The 18,875-nt window shown below is 42.9% G+C and carries 10 protein-coding genes; 8 read left to right on the top strand and 2 right to left on the bottom strand.

Annotated elements, in window-relative coordinates; translation table 11 throughout:
* Positions 1-19: 19 nt before the first annotated feature.
* The 6 genes from ACR1R9_RS23390 to ACR1R9_RS23365 all read left to right on the top strand — a co-directional run bounded on the left by ACR1R9_RS23390 (position 20) and on the right by ACR1R9_RS23365 (position 9,988).
* Complete coding sequence (locus ACR1R9_RS23390) at positions 20-1,285, top strand: Wadjet anti-phage system protein JetD domain-containing protein (RefSeq protein WP_433922552.1); 1,266 nt, start codon at positions 20-22, stop codon at positions 1,283-1,285.
* A gap of 558 nt (positions 1,286-1,843) precedes the next feature.
* Positions 1,844-3,607, top strand: coding sequence for a dsDNA nuclease domain-containing protein (locus ACR1R9_RS23385; protein ID WP_433922553.1), 1,764 nt, complete (start codon positions 1,844-1,846; stop codon positions 3,605-3,607).
* A gap of 18 nt (positions 3,608-3,625) precedes the next feature.
* Positions 3,626-4,225 carry an ABC-three component system middle component 1 gene (locus ACR1R9_RS23380; protein ID WP_129381607.1) on the top strand — a complete coding sequence of 200 codons (600 nt, stop codon included), beginning with the start codon at positions 3,626-3,628 and terminating at the stop codon, positions 4,223-4,225.
* A complete protein-coding gene (locus ACR1R9_RS23375; RefSeq protein ID WP_433922554.1) occupies positions 4,225-7,191 on the top strand; it encodes an AAA family ATPase in 2,967 nt (988 codons plus the stop codon). The genes ACR1R9_RS23380 and ACR1R9_RS23375 overlap by 1 nt, the downstream gene beginning before the upstream one ends.
* Before the next feature lie 845 nt (positions 7,192-8,036).
* Positions 8,037-8,183, top strand: coding sequence for an SHOCT domain-containing protein (locus ACR1R9_RS23370; RefSeq protein WP_129381605.1), 147 nt, complete (start codon positions 8,037-8,039; stop codon positions 8,181-8,183).
* Positions 8,184-8,257: 74 nt separating this feature from the next.
* Positions 8,258-9,988 carry a recombinase family protein gene (locus ACR1R9_RS23365; protein ID WP_433922555.1) on the top strand — a complete coding sequence of 577 codons (1,731 nt, stop codon included), beginning with the start codon at positions 8,258-8,260 and terminating at the stop codon, positions 9,986-9,988.
* 155 nt (positions 9,989-10,143) lie between these two features.
* On the opposite strand, the gene ACR1R9_RS23360 is transcribed toward ACR1R9_RS23365, so the two are convergent.
* Positions 10,144-12,009, bottom strand: coding sequence for a leucine-rich repeat domain-containing protein (locus ACR1R9_RS23360; RefSeq protein ID WP_433956398.1), 1,866 nt, complete (start codon positions 12,007-12,009; stop codon positions 10,144-10,146).
* A gap of 422 nt (positions 12,010-12,431) precedes the next feature.
* Between ACR1R9_RS23360 and ACR1R9_RS23355 the strand changes: the two genes are divergently transcribed.
* Entirely contained in the window at positions 12,432-16,898 is a 4,467-nt protein-coding gene (locus ACR1R9_RS23355) for an endo-1,4-beta-xylanase (protein WP_433922557.1), read from the top strand.
* A gap of 100 nt (positions 16,899-16,998) precedes the next feature.
* Here the strand turns inward: ACR1R9_RS23355 and ACR1R9_RS23350 are convergent, their stop codons facing one another.
* Positions 16,999-17,205: a DUF2536 family protein gene (locus ACR1R9_RS23350; protein ID WP_076291617.1), complete on the bottom strand. Its 207-nt coding sequence runs from the start codon at positions 17,203-17,205 to the stop codon at positions 16,999-17,001.
* A 553-nt stretch (positions 17,206-17,758) separates the two neighbouring features.
* Between ACR1R9_RS23350 and ACR1R9_RS23345 the strand changes: the two genes are divergently transcribed.
* A complete protein-coding gene (locus ACR1R9_RS23345; RefSeq protein ID WP_433922558.1) occupies positions 17,759-18,736 on the top strand; it encodes a tRNA dihydrouridine synthase in 978 nt (325 codons plus the stop codon).
* The last annotated feature ends 139 nt before the right edge of the window (positions 18,737-18,875 follow it).

Raw genomic sequence — 18,875 nt, 5'->3', positions numbered from 1 at the left:
TAGGAGGTAAGACTTGTGCATGGAAGCAGACGAAATAAGCTTTAAGCAGAAATTTGGCAAGGATTTGCTGACCTTGCTTTTGAACAAATACGAACAAAGCCAATCATTTGTTACAGGGACCCCTGGAAAAATGCGTCCCCAACTCATAATTGGGAAAAGTCCTTTTGCTCGAGATTACAACGATGAGATGGACTTTCGAAAGCGTCATTGGATGAACGAAAGGCTAGCCGAGTTAGAGCAGGAAGATGTTGTTCAACTTACAATGGCTAAATATCGTTCAGACGAAATAGAGAAAGTATATTTGCAATGGGAAGCTGTAGAGGAGGCTTACCGAATTTCCGGTCGTACTCCTTTGCGCACCAAATTGGAGCAACTGCGGGCTTCTCTGATTCCGTTGAGTTCTCATCCGTGGCGTTGGGTTCAAAAGTGGCGACAGGAAATGGACGATGCATTGGCGCAAGGCAAGGCTGTTCGCCTCGATCCAGATGATGTGCAAGGAACGGTTGATCTAGTTCACACGTTGAACGAGTTGCCGCTGCTTGGTGATCGTGCAGTACCAATTCGCATCTTTAGCCAGCAGTTATTTCGAGATACGAAGCATCTGGAGCGTCAGACGCTTAAACGGCTGATTGCTCTGGCAAAGCAGGCTTCCGGTGAGCAACGGGAGACAGAAGAGGAATGGTTGGATTGGCTTGGTCTTACTCGTAATCCTCAAAGTGTCTTTTTATGCGGCTCACTTGTCTTTCGAACCCGCGACGGCAAGCAGGTTGACACCAGCGCATTTCCGGGCGGTCTTGGGCTTTCTGGTGAGACGATTGATGTGATAACGCATGTCTTTGTGTCTGCTCGTCACATTCTTTCCATTGAGAATTGGACGAGCTACCATCATTATCTAGAGCAGCCTTCGGTTCGTGCTGGTGAGGTTCTTGTCATCTACACAGGAGGGTACCCAAATCGTGTCTTGCAAAGCTTTCTCCGAAAGCTGAGTCAGGTAGTAAGTGAAGCGTCGAATCCGCCAGAACTGCTCCACTGGGGTGATATCGACCTTGGCGGAATCCGCATTTTTAAGTGGATTCAATCCAATTTTCTCCCAGGGCTTCGACCTTATCGGATGGGAGTGGATACGCTACTCCAGTACGAATCACAAGCAGCGCCGGTCAGTGAAGATTATGCCAGTCAGCTTGTTCATGCGTTAAGAGAACCACGATATGCGGATTGGCTTCCGGTGCTGGAAACCATGATAGAGCGCAGGATTCGTCTGGAGCAGGAGTGTATCATAGACTGAGAGACGGATTTTATACAAACTTCAAGCGGGTTGTGCTGCATCGTTGGACGGAAGATAGAGCCAATTTAGTTGGTTTTAATGAAAAGAAAGGGGGCCCGAAAAGAGAACAAGAATAAATATTAACCAGCATTCACTCTTTCCGTTCTGATAGTTTTTGGCTGGATATGCATTCATCAAACTTTTCATTTCGGATAGCCCCATCTTAATATTCATAGAATTCGTCTAAGCGCAAAGGGGGCACCGCTATTCAAAATATAAATTTCGCCATTGAATGCCGAAACGTATGCGGAGAAACTCTGACGCCGGTAATGTCAGCCATGTTACCGTAGGCCTGCATTTTGTCTTGTAAGGCTCAGTACTGATTTGTTGGTTGTCCCTGTTGACGAACAAGGCATCCATCTCCAAGTCGCCTCGTGAGGATGGAGAAGGATTGATTGCATATCCAAATAGAACAGGAATTTGGAAAAGTTTGTCGAATTACTGGAAAGGTAGCTTAATGCATTTCATGTTTGTTCTTGTCGCTAAAAACAATATATTTTTCAGGATCAGGTGGAAGCTATGGAATATAAAGATTTGGAACAGGGTCTGTTAGACAAAGTGAATAAATATAGTCTTAAACATTTGCAGGGGGTATTGCCTGAGAATGAGGCGCGTTGCGCTGTCAGATACTTACTTAATGAAGATCCCGATGATTTGGGAGGGCTTATTGCACTTCGTGGTTTTGTTTACCAATATTATGTTGCCATTCACTATATGGTAGAGATGTTGCATGCAGAGCATGCATGGTGGAACGAAGTGATTTTTGAATTTCTGGACGATGTAGCGCTTTTGGGGGAAGACAAGATTCGATTTGTTCAAGTGAAAACGGTTAGAGAAGACGGGCAAGACAGACACTTGAAACCGAGTACCTTGTTAAAAAGGGAAAGTGGTTTAGATAGTTGGCTTGATACGCTTTTTTTAAATCTGCCGGAATTCGAGCGGAGACAAAAAAACATACAAAAACAATTCAATACTAGCAATGAATTCGGCGTGCAATTTGAAATCGCTACCAATGCATCTTATGACAACAAAAGTCTGAAATGCTATGCGCAGAATGATTCCTATCAACTCCCCGAAGACAGCATTTCTAAAGAAGACAACTTGGTCATAAATTTAAGTAAACCGTTTGTGAAATCGGTAAAGGTTAAAAAGAAGGTTGTTTCTACGCAAGAACTTCGCTTTACTGAAATGGTAGGCCACGATCCGGAATGGTGTCTGGATCGGTTTTATCTAAATCATTTAGGTTGCATGACGAACTTGAAAGAAAAAATTGTAGGGAAGTTATCGGATTATTGCAGAAGAAACTTGGCGTATTTGAATAATTTTACTCATACTGGAATTGTACAAGGGAAAAGCCGCTTATCGGGAGACGGTTTACTTTATGATTATGTAGCAAGAAAAGTATTCAAGCAATTATTGCTCCGAGTTATTGAACGTACCCATAAGGATGATCTTCCCGATAAAATGCTTCTTGTGTTTAACAAGTCTGAGCTTGTGCAATTGATCCAGGACTGGCAACAAAAAGCGATGATGGAAATTCAAAAAGATGTTGAGCAGGCGGTACAACGAGGACACTTCGTCAAATGTTTTGAAGAATTGCGTGAGGAAATTGATACTTCCTGGAATGCGTCACTAAAGGTTGATCTATTGAATACGTTAGGTTGGATGTATAACGCTTTGGAGCATGAGGTTTTAAATGGAAATCCATATGTGTATGAACAATTTTTGAACCGATTATTTTACTTGAACAATTCTCAACTTCCCACAATGCAACGAATGAAGGATGAGTTTTATTTAAAGGAATCACTGAAGTACATGATAATCTGTTTGGCTTTCTATCCTGACCGTAACTTTGTTTTTAGTGATGCGCAACTCTTATTCAAGCAGGGGAAGCAAGGAGAAGAGGCTTGGAATCTCTTCACGATGTACAATGCAAGAGAGAAGGAAACCTATGCGCAGGCATTGAGAAAAATAATATCGCGATCTAAAGATTGCTTATTCACGCAGAGTTTGCAACAAACGTACTACTGTTTCGTCACACATGAAGATAAAACACAAACTCTCTCGGTCGAAAATGACCCCTTCGCCTCATTAATTCCAATTACTCATAACCATGATAACGATGAAAGCGAAATAGTGGAGCAGCCTCAGAACATCAAGTTTCAAAAACAGGATAAGATTAATCTTGTAATTAGCCGATTTAATCAACCGGCCAATGTACGCTCTTTTCAAGATCATGAGATGAGGGCAGGGTGGCATATATTACTTGATAAAAAGGATTAGCAAGAGGGAGTTGGGAAAATGAATCCGATTCAATTAAGAAAGCGCCTTGAAATGGCAGATTTTCAAAATAGTCAAACAGATTTTCCCGTCCAAGACGATTCTATATTAGATATGCACCTCAATGCTGATTTGGAGTTATGGTTTTCTGATGAGCGTATAGCCGTGCTTAAGACATACACGAGCAATCATCATTTTCTTTTAAATTGGCGTGAGGATCAATTTGTGATTTCTCATTTGCTGGAGCTTTTACCTGCTCAATATAAAAATAATTTGTACTTTCTTCTTGTGTTGGACTGGGAATCGGGGCTATTACCTGAAATACCTATGGAAATGAACAGAGTAGAGAAAAACGCGAAAGTTTGCCGTAAATATGTATTACATAACATAGACGATTTGGAAAGGGTGCCCTTTTTTCAACCTAAGCATATTTACGCAAAAAAAGGATTTGATTTTGTAGAAAAATTCAAGACTGAGTTATTGATTGAACAATCTTTAGACCCTAAAATTCGTCGCGTAGTGGAAGGGTACTTTCAGTTAGAGCACTTGATTAGGATAAATAATAAGCTTGATACGAAACAGTATATCCTAAATTTATTGAAAGGGGATGGGGGATCATAATGAGACTTTCTCGTCTTATTATCAATAATTTTAGAGTGTTTCCAGGAGAATATATATTTGACTTTTCCAAAAAGCAATTGATTCTAGTAGGCGGTCAAAACGGACATGGAAAGAGCTCGCTGTTTGATGCTATACAATGGTGTCTTACGGGTGAAATTAGGAGATATAGGGGCTCAAGCGAATATCAGAATTTCAACTATCTTATTAATGAACATGCGCTTGTCAAAGGCACAGGAAGAGTGAGTGCATCTGTCGAAGTTTGGTTGGAAATGGATAATTTTATTCATAAGATAACCCGAACATTACAGAGGAGTCCATCAACACAAACCACGAAAATCAAAGTTAATGGAACGAATTACGGGGTAAAAGAAGGTACCACTAAAATATGTGAAATTCTGTTCCGCGGCGGGGACGAAGAGCAACCGACAAGTATAGACAAAACCAAACATTTACCAAGCTATTTTTCCACAACACAGATTTTGTCTCAGGATCAACTACATGAGTTCATTCTTGCCAGCAATCCGCAAGAGCGGTTCACACTGATGGAGAAAGTTCTTGGTATAGAAAAATACGGGAGTGATTTTGGTAAATATTTAGTAGAATCGCTGCAAGTAATTAAAGAAGAGAAAGGGAGAATAAATGTAGATAGGCAAGGGAGCAAGGACTCTTGGCTTGAAGTATCGACCCTGCTCAAAGAAAAGGAAGCTCTGTTGCAAAAATTAGGGGGGACGACAGAGAAGGAGCTAGAAAGACAATTGTCTGGCTTACTTGAGGATATTCGTCAATCCGGATTGGAAATTCCTCAAACATTGTCAGGCTCGGCAAAAGTAGATGATAAAACGTTATCTGCATATAGTGAATTTCGACAAAGTATAACAAAACTTCAGGATCGTAGTGATCAAATTCTTTTGATGTTAAAGGATGCTAAACCGTTGTTTGATTTGACAGAAAAGCAGTATTACATCGAACAACAAAAATTTAATGAGCTAACACAAGTCTTTAATTCAAAAATGAAACGCCGGGAAAAGAGCATTCTTCTGGCTGATCGAAATAAATCAGAGATGGAGTCTTTGATCCAAAAACGTAGAATATATTTATCTAGGCAAAGGGACATTGAGGATTTAAACAGTCAAATTAAACTGTCAGAGCAAAAGCTTACTGCCATAGAAAAAAATCCTCAAGTATTAATGGTGATAGAACAGTTTGAAAGTATCGAGAAGTTTGTAACGGCTTTTAACAAGACGATTAAGGATCTCTCTGAAATTAAAATTAAGATCGACATAGGTGAGCGAATTGGGGTTTCACTACAACTTTATGAAAAAATGGATGAATTGAAACAACGAACTAGTGAACTGGACACCTTAAAAGGAATTGGTTTACAAAATCTAGAGCTAGTAAAAACTGAACTGGCGGTTCTATCTGGCAAAATAGACTCTGGAAAAGAAAACACCATAGATCAAATGATTCATGATATACAGCATTTTTTGATGGGGCAAACAAGTAGTTCGTGCCCTGTGTGCGGAACAAACTTTCAAACTTCCGAGAATCTTCATTCAGTAGTTCGTCTAAAATGGGAAGAAGCAAGTCATCATTTATCAGCTCTTGAACAGGAAGTAATGAAGAAGTCAGGCAGGAAGAATGAGCTTGATAGAGAGCTAAATAAAATCGAATCAGATTTAGCAAAAATCGCTGAACAGATGATGGAAATAAAGACGTCATACGACCAGAATCAATTAATAATTGAACAACAGCGCGCTTTGGTTGAACAGTGGGTACAGGAAATACCTCTGGAGAAACTCACGCAATTGAAGCATTCGATGGAATCATTCCTAGAGAACCATTCGACTACTTTCAAGTTATTAGAATCTCTAGATGAAATTCGAACTGAGTTATTGAGACTGACAAACGAGAGAAGCATCGCAATCAGTTGGATGGAAGAGCAAAAAAAGCTTTTAGGGAAGAGAGCTCATTATCTAACCAATGAAGAAGAAAAGCTAATTGCTAAAATTCAAAAATTAGATCAATACTTGTTGCAAGCCCGAGCTCAAATAGAACAAAGCATGCAGGATGTCAAAGAAGTGTCGAGTCAACTAACGGCATTAGAGCATAAATGGAACCAGCAAAACTTAAAAGCAACAGAAATAATCGCACTGATTCCTGAATTTAATAAGTCAGAGCCTAGACTACAATTGTGGATTGATGAATATTATCAACAAAAAACGCAATTTGGACGGATTAATGCTGCGGCTGAACATCTCCTTGAAAAGGTGGAGGCGTTTATATCCAAAGGTGAGGTGGCTAAGGCAAGAATAGAAGAGCGTAAGTTGAACGACCATGTTAAAGCAGCGGACACAGAAATTGAACATTATGAGAAGCTAGAATCGGAATTAGAGGTACTAAGGGAACGCCATAATGAGATTCGCAGCACAATCATGACTGACTATTTGGTTAATTATAGTGAAACAATTGATCAGTTGTTCATGCAGATCAGTCCCCATGCTATTTATAAGCATGTACATTTGGTTCCGAGGGAAGGTAAGCTTTTTGTATTAATGAGCGAACATAGCGGGGATGCAGCAAATTTGGCTAATCTCCCAGAAGACCAATTGGCTTACCGATTTAATGCAAGTTTAACGTTTAGCTCAGCACAGGCTAATGTTCTTGCTGTTTGCATTTTCTTATCTTTGGCATTATCCCAGCAGTGGACGCCACTTGAAATAATTGGAATTGATGATCCTTTTCAAAATATGGATGACATCAATGTATTCTCATTTATCGATGTTATCAGCCAAGTCGTTGCGCACAAGCAGGTAATGATAAGCAGCCACGAGGAAGATTTTGTGAGTCTTATCAAAAACAAATCAGGACTAGAAGGGGAACAAATTGGTTATATTCATTTCAAATCTTATAGTAAAGATCAAATTGATTTGGACACGAACTGTAGAGTGGAAGCTGATGAAAAGTAGCTCAGAAATAAATATTCGATAATAGGGTGTATTATGATCCTCAATCTACTGTCAGTATACAAGCTCTCAAGATATTTTAATCTTGAGAGCTTAACGTTAGTTGAAAATTAAAAATCAGGAATAGTGAGCCATTCTAATGCCCGATCCTCGCGTCTTATACGCTCTCTGATGTGTTCACAAACTTCATCAAAAATCTCCAAAAGTTCATCGTATGTATCTTCGTCATCCCCAATTTGGTTCTACATTGTTATTAAATTATTCTATTTTAAGGTGAATTAATTTTTCTTAGCGGCATCTGTTTGAGCTTATAAGGCCTTACTATCCTCAGAGAATAAACTCCTCAGTTTCATCCTGCAGATTTTTATATTTATGAGGGTCCGATTTTGATTGAAAATTGAAATGATAGGTAGAGGGATAAAACCTCATTGCACCTTGAAAACAAAATACTCATCTTATCCTGTACATTCTTCGCATGCTCCAAAGGAGACAGCCAGTCTGCAGGTGCGCCATGACCATCTTATAAAATAGGATGCTAGCGATTTTTGCCATGCAGTAAATAGATGATGGTTCCATTTAAGGCGACGATTCATGCGAAGGTATAATGATACTTCTGTCCAGCCACAGCTTATCGCAATGGGGGCAGCTCGCAGAGAACCTGGGAGAGGTAAGCTACCTATGAGAATGACTAACCATCGTTCGCCGGATAAGTAAATTGTCACACCAAAACAGAGGAGAAGGGGCATTCGCATGCCCCTTTCATTCAAGCTCGTGCCTACCTATGCGTTTGTCTTAAACGAATCCCTTTAATAATGAATGTTCACGATTTTTTCATTGGGAGGTATTCTATGAAGCACAATCTAATCCGATATAGTATGCAAATTGCTATGCTTAAGCAGCTATTGTCCATATCTCTGATAACCGAACAGGAATTTCATGCGCTCAAAAACAAGATCATGAAAGACTATGGTGTGATTTCCGACCTGACAACCTGATTCGCACAATTGTTGATTGCACCCAGTCTTATTATACTGATTCCGAGATAATAAGAGCTGAAGGAGGATTAACAATGGCATATGAAGTTGAAGTGATTAAGGCCAGCCGAAAAATAACCGACCGAAAAACTGGAGGGCTTTCCGATATTTTAAGAGTAGCCCCATATGCAAGAGTAAGCACGGATACAGAGGAACAGCTTAGCAGCTATAAATCGCAGGTTTCCTATTACACTGAACTGGTAAACAAACGCTCGGATTGGCAGCTTATTGATATTTACGCAGATGAGGCAGTAACCGGAACACAGGTCAACAAGCGTGAGAACTTTCAACGTATGATTGATGATTGCATGAATGGAAAAATTGATATGGTCATTACGAAATCTATCTCACGATTCGCCCGAAATACATTGGATACACTCAAGTATGTACGGATGCTGAAGGAGCAGAATGTAGCTGTACTCTTTGAAGACGAGAACATTAATACCATGACAATGGATGGCGAGTTGTTACTGGTCATTTTAAGCTCAGTAGCGCAGCAAGAGGTTGAAAATATTTCTTCCAACGTAAAAAAGGGCTTGAAGATGAAAATGAAGCGCGGCGAGCTAGTTGGCTTTCAAAGCTGCTTGGGCTATGATTATGATGTACAGACGAAGAAAATATCTATAAATGAAAAGGAAGCCGAACTGGTTCGTTATATATTCGAGCGTTACATAGCGGGCTACGGAGCTTATATGATTGCTAAGGAATTAACCGCTGCGGGCTATAAAACGAGGTCAGGTCGAAGCAATTGGCAGGATACAGCGATTCTTGGTATCGTTAAAAATGAAAAATATAAGGGCGATTTACTTCAAGGAAAGACCTTTACCGTTGATCCGATCTCAAAGAGAAGACTGGAGAATTATGGCGAAGAAGACCAGTTTTACATTAGGAATCATCATGAGCCAATAGTGAGTGAAGAGGTTTTTGAAAAAGCACAGGCTATTTTGCATCGAAGAGGAGCAAGATTAAGAGGCATTGAAAAAGGGAAACGCGATAAATACAGCAGGAAGTTTGCTTTTAGCAGCAAGCTGGAGTGTGCGTTTTGTGGTAGTAACTTATCCAGGCGTAATTGGCATAGCGGCACGACGCACGAAAAGACGATTTGGCAATGTGTGACGGCAACCAAAAAAGGAAAGAAGTATTGTCCTCATAGCAAGGCTTTAATTGAAAATGTCATTGAGAGTGCTTTTCTTGAATCCTACAGAAGATTGTGCAGCAATCATATGGATGTATTAGATGAGCTGATGAAGCACATGGAGACTGTTCTCGGTAATCAGAACCATATGAGAAAACTAAATAAAGTGAATAATGAAATCAAGCTCATGGAGCAAAAGCGTTGTAAGCTCATTGACCTGTGCTTAGATGAAAAAATAGATCGAGCTACCTATGAGAGCAAATATGCGGAGCTGGAGAGCCAGCTTAGTGAATTGTTAAATGAGCAGGCGCAGCTAGAGCAAAGCTCACGGCAGGAATTGGATGTGGAGAAGAGACTGGAGCATCTGAGAAAGGTGCTGCAAAAGCATGAGGTGCTTTCTTCATTTGACCGCAATGTATTTGAGAGCATTGTAGAGAAGGTTACTGTAGGGGATTCAACTGATCCTGCACAGTCTGACCCGCATAGATTAATGTTTATTTATAAAACAGGCTTTACGAATTCGGTGGAGAGTAAGATGATTAAACAAAAAAAGCTATCCAGAAATGAAGGGGGGGAACCGCATTCCTATACTTTGAACGACACATGTGGAGAGTGTAGCAGTATTGGTTAGAAGCTAAACATAAAGATAAAGGGTTCGAGAATTTATATATGATTCTCGAACCCCTTCTTGTCTTTGTTTCAATACCATTCATTAATTTGTGAGTAATTCTGGAATGAGTTCATTAACTATAGTAGTCTAAAACTCCCCATCATGCCAGCCGGTAATTAATATACGTGCACACCCGTACCAAGCACGGACTTGTTTTGCACGGAATTACCGGATAGATATACCTTTTGCAGATTAGGCAGCTGGCTTAGGGTCTCGATATTGGAAATGGCATTGTTCTCGAGATGAAGCTCTTTTATGGCCTGCCAGTTACTCATGAATTCCAAAGAATCCAGATTGCTGTCTTGCAGAGTGAAGGAACGCAGAGCGGACATTTTGGCAAAGTAAGGCATCATTTGGTCAACTTCAGTAACAGAGGTGTTGCTGATGCTGAAGTATGGCTGCTCTAAGGTTAAATGTTCAAGCACGCTGTTTTCTGCGGCCGATTTTTGTCCGAAATTCAGTCTACACTCGGAGCACATCAGAGATTTGACCTGCTTCAAACGAAATAAAGCATCGCTCTCCTTATATAGTGACGAGTCGTAAATGCTTAGGGCCTCTAGGCTGGACAAGCCGTCCAGGGCGCCAAGACGTGTGATTTCACTGATCTCCCAGAGGGAAAGCTGCTTCAGCTTCGGGAATTTCCCCAGCGTCGCCAAATTCAACTCTCCGCTTCCGCCACGGAGCGTCAGGCTGGTTGCGGCGGGCGCCTTTAGCCCCGGGAGAAAGGAGCCTGGGACTTCCACTCGGCCTACATTAGGTAAAGATAACGCCTCTGCGTTCTCATAGTAACCGGACAGAGCTAGTTCCCGCAGAGAGGGCAGACTGTTTATGGCCTTTACCGAGCTAAGTTGACTTAGAGAAGCCAGACGTAGTGTAGTAATGGAGTTTTTGCCGGCCAAGGGCTCCAGGTTGGAAAAGTTTACATTTTCGATATCTAGTGTTTGTAGAGTAGGCATATTTTGTACAAAGTCGATGGACTTTACATTTGTTAAGAAGGACAGCCGAAGCTCCTGAAGCTGGGTCAAGGCGTATAGCGGCTGTAGGTCTGTGGCTTCACTGTAATTGATGGACAGGGAGGTCAGCCCTGTCAGGGACGACAACCATCCGAGTTCATCGACAAAGGTGAGCGACAGGGACTTGAGCGGCAGTTTATTCAACAGAAAGAAATCCGTTACAGACTCATCCACATAGGTAATGGATAAAGAGCTCAGATTAGGAAATTCCAGCAGTAGGGCCAATTCCTGATTGCTGCGAAGCTGAGTGGAAAGCTCCGTAATCTTAGTCTTGTCGCCAAAGTAGCCTGAAAATTTGCTGAAGGATTCGTTAAAAGCGCCTCCATAACTTTTTAATCCGGACATATGGGCCAAAGTGGTTTGGTCCGTCTGGGAGATTTCATAGGTATTTGTCAGGTCCAATGCCGTCAGTCCCTTAAAAGCTTCAAAATCTCTCTGATCAATCCGCTGGCTATTCAGTTTCTTGTCCTGAGTAATATAAGTGATCTTCTCGGCCTGTTCATCGCTGAAGGGATCGGAGAGGCTATATGTAAACGTCCACTGATCATTCTCCGAATGCTCTACGGTTAAATAGCGAAGACGAGCCAGTTCCTCCTCTGTCGGCAAGGCAGACCCTTTATCGAAGATATCTCGCAAAAATGAGAGCAGAACCTCGCTTTCGGGCATCTTTCGCACAGACAGATTGGCTTCTGTTTTTGGATAGGTGGAGCTGTTGCTATAATAAAAATACGTACCGATGGCGCCAGTTAGGACTAACATCAGCATCAGCAGTAGCTTTACGGAGGCAGCCTGCTTCAGCGGTGCTTTAGGGGGCGTTCCGTGGTAATGATTAATGGTCTGGTCTACGTAATGGACATGATTTTGCTTCAATAAAAGCTCTGTTTCACAATAGGGACACTTTAAAATCTCACCTTCTTTGTATTCAATTCTTCCGTTGCAATTGGGACAGTTTAACGGGATAAACGCCACGAATGTCCCCTCCTTCATTATGATGGTCATAAGATCATGCTGAACGGTCATCTGACTTCATTATACCTTGTGAATTTACGTTTGATGAGAGAAAGAAGTTTCACATAGCGAAGGAGCAGGGAAATCCTGCTCCTTTTGATCTTTTTTAAGTAAGGCTGGTGGTAGGCATTATTAAGAGGGGATCTGTTGTGAGTGCTGCGACGAATTTATTGCCGCGACTTGATCATCGGAAAGAAGAGCAAGTCCATACGAGTATCAGACTTGGTAGAGTTCTGTAAAAAACTAAGATTCCCCTTTAATTTGGAGTAAGAATTCTCTTCCATGAAGTGGTATTATCTGGGGTGAAAGGAGGTTGGCTACAACAATTTATGTAAGCGCTTTATATGTTTTATAAAAAATTTGATGTGGGGGGAATGCTTCGAATGAGGAAATCACTAAAGCAGGTCGTTTCCGGGTTACTCGCAGCGGCTTTGCTTCTTCCGGGCGGCTTGATAGCTCCGGCAGTTAACGCTGCAGATCTAGTGGCAACTAATTCACAAATTGTGTATCAGGAAACATTCCAGAATGGTCAAGGCAAGGCAACTCCATCAGGCGGTGCCCAGCTGGACGCTGTAACAGCCAAGCCGTTTGAAGGCAATGATGATGGAGCGGCTCTACATGTTAGTAACCGATCTAATAACTGGGATGGCGTGGACCTCGCTTTTGATGACCTTGGTTTGTCAGTTGGCAAAGAGTATTCTGTAACCGCTTCCGTATATGTCGATACTGATGCTAACCCACCTGCAGACGGGAAAGCCGTTCTGGAAATTGTAAGCAATAAGGGCGTTGATGGATCTGAGGCATACACTGGAATTAGCTCTGCTGACTTTAAAGCAGGACAAGGCATTACGCTATCCGCCGATCTCTCCGTTAACAGTGTGGAGAATACAGCTCTGCGAATCAAGTCTGATGAAGCAGGTAAGGGTGTCTCTTTCTATATCGGGAATATCACGATCACCCAGACAGTAACACCTGTCGAACCCACGGTAGTCCTTAACCAAAGCTTTGAAGACGGGAATACCGGTGGATGGGGCAAACTGGGTTGGGGATCGAATGGGGACACTACGGTCGTTAACGACGTAGCCTCCGAAGGCACGAAATCTCTGAAGTTCTTCAACCGGGCCGATGAGAAGGCTGTTCCTGCTCTTGTACTTACAGGCAAGATGAAATCCGACCATAAGTATGATATTTCCCTCAAGGTTAAACTCAGTTCAGGTGAAGGCCAGTTCCATCTGGCTTCCAAGATAGATTCTGAAATATTGTCGGGAGACCAGAAGTACCCTTGGATTATAGGGAACAAACTTGTAACCGCTTCCGAATGGACGCTATTTGAAACCAAAGACTACGAAATCCCTTCTAAAACGAATGAGGTCATCATCTATGTTGAACCATCGGGCAATACGTTAACCTCGGATATTTACATTGATGAAGTTATCATCACCGATGTAACCCCTGATCAAACCGCACCGGAGATTGTAGATGAAACAGGAATCACTGCAGACTTTGAGAATGGTCTGGATGGATTCAAAGCACGGAACGGCCGTGAAACGGTAGTTCTTTCCCAAAACGATAATCATACAGCTGGCGGCAAACAAAGCTTGCTTGTGACGACTACGACACAATATGATGCAGCCTTGGTTGATGCTACTGGCAAAATGGCGAAGAATCACGAATATGAGCTGTCTGCTTGGGTAAAAATGGCACCTGGCGAAACGCCTACAACCCTTCGTATTAGTGTTCAATATGCTGACAGCGGCTTTGCGAACGTTTCACCAAATGCAACCGTTACAGATCAGGAATGGGTACACTTAACGGGTAAGTATACGCTCACCACTACTCCAAGCGTACTCAATGCTTATATTGAAACAGCAAACAATGACGGCGGCAACCGTACCTTCTTCTTGGATGACTTTGCTCTAAAATATCTGGGGCCTGTAACTGCCGCACCTCCGATTCAAGAAAACCTTCCTAACCTCAAGGATATTTACAAAGATGATTTCCTGATCGGGAACATTGTTAATCCGTCTACCTTTGACGAGACTCGGCTCAAGCTTCTGAAGAAACATCACAATGTCGTCACGTTTGAGAATGATATGAAACCGGATTATGCCTATAACGCGGACAGACAATTTGATTTCACCGCAGAAGATGCTCTAGTCCAAAGAGTAAAGGATGCGGGCCTAGATTTGCACGGTCACGTGCTCGTATGGCATGCGCAATCACCTACTTGGCTTTATACGGCAGCAAACGGCGAACCTTTAAGTCGTGAAGAAGCTCTGACGAACCTAAGAACACATGTTAAAACGGTCGTTGAGCATTTTGGTGACCAAGTCATTTCCTGGGATGTTGTCAACGAAGCGATGAACGATAACCCGGCTAATCCGGAAGACTGGAAAAATGCATTGCGTAACTCCGGTTGGTTACAGGCCATCGGCCCTGACTTTCTTGAGGAGGCATTCGTTGCAGCCAAAGAAGTCATTGATGAAAACGGCTGGGATATCAAGCTTTACTACAATGATTACAACGATGACAACCAAAATAAAGCTACAGCCATCTACAGCATGGTGAAAGAGATCAATGAGAAGTATGCCCTAAATCACCCTGGCGAGAAACTGATTGACGGCATCGGCATGCAAGCCCACTACAATTTGGGCACGAGATTGGATAATGTCAAGATGTCGCTCGAGCGTTTCATTTCCTTGGGAGTAGAGGTCAGTGTCACCGAGTTGGACATTATGGCAGGCACCAATTCTACAATTACTGAAAAAGAAGCAAAGCAGCAGGCCTATCTGTATGCCCAATTGATGGATCTCTATAAAAAGAACAGCGAGCATATTTCACGTGTCACCTTCTGGGGATTAAATGACAGCACCAGCTGGAGAGCCGAGCAGAATCCAACCTTGTTCGATAAGAATTTTCAAGCAAAACAGGCGTTCTACGGGGTAGTTGATCCGCAAAAGTATATGGCGGAAAATCCGCCTGAAGAGCTTGAATACAAGAAATCAAGTGCGCACTATGGGACACCAGCTATTGATGGCTCTGTAGACAGTGTATGGAGCAAAGCTCCTGAAATGAAACTGGATACGAAGCAAATGGCATGGTCAGGTGCGACAGGAACGGCAAAAGCACTGTGGGATGACGACAATCTGTATGTATTGGTTCAAGTCAGAGATGATCAACTGAACAAGTCCAACCCGAATGTATGGGAGCAGGATTCCGTTGAAGTATTCGTCGATGAAAACAACGGGAAAACAGCTAACTTCCAAGACGATGATGGACAATACAGAGTGAACTTTGAGAACGTAGCTTCCTTTAATCCTGCGGAAATCGCTGCAGGCTTCGAATCCAAAGTCTCTATTTCCGGTACCAACTACACGGTTGAAATGAAGATTCCGTTCAAAAAGGTTAAGCCTGCGAACAATGCCAAAATTGGCTTTGATTCGCAGATCAATGATGCCAAAGACGGCAACAGAATCAGTGTGAATGCATGGAACGATCCATCCGGTCAAGGTTACCAGGATACTTCCGTATTCGGTGAATTGACGCTCACTGGCAAACCCTCTTCTGGCGGAAACAATGGCGGAGGAAACGACGGTGGAGGCAACAACAGCGGGGGGAACAATGGTGGTAGCAGTGGCGGATCAAATTCCGGGACTACTCCGCAGCCACAACCTCAACCAGAGCTTCCAGGCAGCGACTCGGCGATTGTGCCGGTAATTAAAGTCGAAAATGGAACAGCCACAGCAACCATTTCAAGCGACAGCCTCAATAAAGCGATTGAAAAAGCTTCTCCAGGTGCAAATGGCAAGAAGCAGGTTACCATCGAAGTGCCGAAGCAAGCAAATGTACAATCCTATGTTGTGCAATTGCCGACTTCAACCCTGCAAAGCAACAATAATGTTGAGTTTGTGCTTAAGACGGAGAATGCAACAATTCAAATTCCGTCCAATATGCTTTCTAATATTACGGGGCAAGCGGATCAAGTCTCTATTCAGATTAACAAAGTCTCGGCAGATCGTCTGAGCGCAGATGTTCGCGCTATTGTGGGTAGCCGTCCGGTGATCGATCTAAGTGTAAAAGCTGGTGACCGTCACCTTGCCTGGAACAATCCAGCGGCACCTGTAACGGTATCTGTTCCATACACGCCTGCTGCACAGGAGCTTGTCAATGCACATCAGATCGTGATTCTTTACATTGACAATCAAGGGCATGCAACAGCCGTGCCAAGTGGACGCTATGATGCTAAATCCGGTTCAATGGTGTTCAAAACAACTCATTTCAGCACTTATGCTGTAGCCTACGTAACCAAGACTTTTGCCGATGTGCAAAATGTCCTGTGGGCAAAACAAGCAGTCGAAGCGCTGGCTGCACGCGATATTATTAAAGGAATCTCTGATGACAGCTTCGCTCCTGCAGCTTCTATCACGAGAGCCGACTTTATCACCTTGCTTGTAAGAGCACTTGAATTGAAGGGTTCGGGCACGAACGGGGCAGCCTTCAGCGATGTACAGCCAACTGCTCACTATGCACAGGCTGTGGCTATTGCCAAAGAACTTGGAATTGTCTCTGGATTCGAAGATAACACTTTCAAGCCAGGCAGCAGCATTTCCCGTCAAGATATGATGGTTCTTACGGCGAAAGCCCTGAAAGCAGCGGGTAAGCAATCTACAGGCAACGGAAATCTAGCTCCATATTCCGATGCTGCAAGCATTTCCACTTACGCGATGGATAGTGTAACTTCCCTCGTAGGAAGCGGAATTGTTAACGGCAAAGATGGTAAAATCGCACCAGCCGAACCATTGACCCGTGCTGAAGCAGCGATGGTTCTCTATCGGATCTGGGAAATGTAAATGTAAAGTTTAATTAAACCAGCTGATAAAAAAGACTACCCCCGTTAATCCAGACGGGGGTAGTTCTACTATTTCATATCGAAGTAAAAAAACTCGTCTATCACTCTGCAGAAAAATGAACAACTGCACTATATAACATCTTGTTGCGAAACGGGTCGAACGTGACTTGATGCTGAACCTGCTTCACCCGGAGCAGCAATGCCTTGTTCATTCCGATTCGGTCTTCGATAGCTCGTTCTAGTTCCTTGAAGTCATAAGCCTGCAAGCATTCAACTTTGTCTTTGATAATATCGAGTGAAATTTCCATGTTTGATTCAGGCCTCCTCCATGTCACGATTTGCAGGTACAAAAGCCTGCCGAACTTTTATTGTAGAGGAGCTAGTCCCGTTCGGCAAGAGCGAACAAAGCGAATCATTAGAACGATGGAGGCGGTCTGAATTCTATACTGGGGGGCCAAAACGAGAAGGTAAAGTTATGCTTCAAATAATCACTAATAAACTCGTGCTGAAAATCAACTAAAGACGTGGTAAAATTGGTGGAGTAATAAATGGAGAAAAGGGAAACCCGGACCCATACGGTAACTAGCAAAGGGGGGCGTCGCCCCTCTTTTTCATGCGAGTCTATTGAAGGGTACGCTTCTCTTCGGGGTAGGATATATTCATCTTGATGTGATTAACAGATACTGATGTTTGAACGAAGTTGCATTTGCATGGTATAAGTGAAGAAGAAGCAAGGACATCAAAATGTAAATTGCAACGAATCTGTTAATGTAAATGATACGATTGTAGATGTATGGCTTGCGATTTTTTACTATTAATGAGGACAAAGATTGTCCTGGTATATATAGAGGAGTTTCTAATATGAAAGAAAATTTTTGGCGTGATTTGCCACGACCATTTTTTATACTGGCGCCGATGGAAGATGTGACGGATGTTGTGTTTCGTCATGTCGTAAGTGAAGCGGGCAGACCGGATGTGTTTTTTACGGAGTTTGCGAATACAGAGAGTTATTGTCACCCGGAGGGGAACAAAAGTGTACGCGGGCGTCTGACTTTTACAGAAGATGAACAGCCGATTGTGGCACATATTTGGGGAGACAAGCCGGAGTTCTTCCGCGAGATGAGCATCGGGATGGCCAAGGAAGGTTTCAAAGGCATAGATATTAATATGGGCTGTCCTGTCGCCAATGTGGCGGAGAATGGAAAAGGAAGCGGTCTGATCTGCCGTCCTGCGCTTGCAGCGGAGATCATTCAGGCGGCCAAAGCTGGTGGCTTGCCCGTCAGTGTCAAAACTCGCCTCGGGTTCACCGAGGTGGACGAATGGCGCGACTGGTTGACTCATATTTTGCAGCAAGACATTGTGAATCTGTCCATTCATCTGCGTACAAGAGAGGAAATGAGTAAGGTCGATGCGCACTGGGAGCTGATCCCGGAGATCAAGAAACTTCGGGATGAGATTGCACCGAATACGCTGCTGACCATTAATGGGGATATCCCTGATCGTCAGACTGGCTTGAAGCTCGCTGAGCAATATGGTGTGGATGGCATTATGATTGGACGAGGCATTTTCCAGAATCCGTTTGCTTTTGAAACGGAGCCAAGGGAACATACCACAGAGGAGTTCCTTCATCTGCTGCTGCTGCACTTGGACCTGCATGATCAATATTCAGAGCTTGAACCGCGTTCGTTCAGCCCGCTGGCCCGCTTTTTCAAAATCTACGTCCGTGGATTCCGCGGGGCAAGTGAGCTGAGAAATAGCTTGATGAACGCCAAAACAACGACTAGAGTACGCGAATTGCTCGATGAGTTCGGAAGTCAGGAACATGCGGAGACAGAGTAGGACGAAGAACACGAATGGTTGTAATCATGGATACGGAGTATGATTCAGGTAGATTAGATTTAACAGCAAAAAAGAAGCGGTAGCTCTTCCGCTTCTTTTTTTGCTGTTAATGTGGTTTTAGCGGTAAAGGTCTACTGCA

Source organism: Paenibacillus taichungensis (assembly GCF_050994985.1).
Taxonomy (GTDB): domain Bacteria; phylum Bacillota; class Bacilli; order Paenibacillales; family Paenibacillaceae; genus Paenibacillus; species Paenibacillus taichungensis.
The sequence above is the reverse complement of the archived record's forward strand: the minus strand, read 5'-3'. Positions and strand labels throughout refer to the sequence as shown.

What these genes read in the sequence shown, in the direction of transcription:
- ACR1R9_RS23355 (WP_433922557.1), top strand. Translation starts at nt 12,432, where the DNA reads ATGAGGAAATCACTAAAGCAGGTCGTTTCCGGGTTACTCGCAGCGGCT.
- ACR1R9_RS23375 (WP_433922554.1), top strand. Translation starts at nt 4,225, where the DNA reads ATGAGACTTTCTCGTCTTATTATCAATAATTTTAGAGTGTTTCCAGGA.
- ACR1R9_RS23345 (WP_433922558.1), top strand. Translation starts at nt 17,759, where the DNA reads ATGAAAGAAAATTTTTGGCGTGATTTGCCACGACCATTTTTTATACTG.
- ACR1R9_RS23380 (WP_129381607.1), top strand. Translation starts at nt 3,626, where the DNA reads ATGAATCCGATTCAATTAAGAAAGCGCCTTGAAATGGCAGATTTTCAA.
- ACR1R9_RS23385 (WP_433922553.1), top strand. Translation starts at nt 1,844, where the DNA reads ATGGAATATAAAGATTTGGAACAGGGTCTGTTAGACAAAGTGAATAAA.
- ACR1R9_RS23370 (WP_129381605.1), top strand. Translation starts at nt 8,037, where the DNA reads ATGAAGCACAATCTAATCCGATATAGTATGCAAATTGCTATGCTTAAG.
- ACR1R9_RS23390 (WP_433922552.1), top strand. Translation starts at nt 20, where the DNA reads ATGGAAGCAGACGAAATAAGCTTTAAGCAGAAATTTGGCAAGGATTTG.
- ACR1R9_RS23365 (WP_433922555.1), top strand. Translation starts at nt 8,258, where the DNA reads ATGGCATATGAAGTTGAAGTGATTAAGGCCAGCCGAAAAATAACCGAC.
- ACR1R9_RS23350 (WP_076291617.1), bottom strand. Translation starts at nt 17,205, where the DNA reads ATGGAAATTTCACTCGATATTATCAAAGACAAAGTTGAATGCTTGCAG.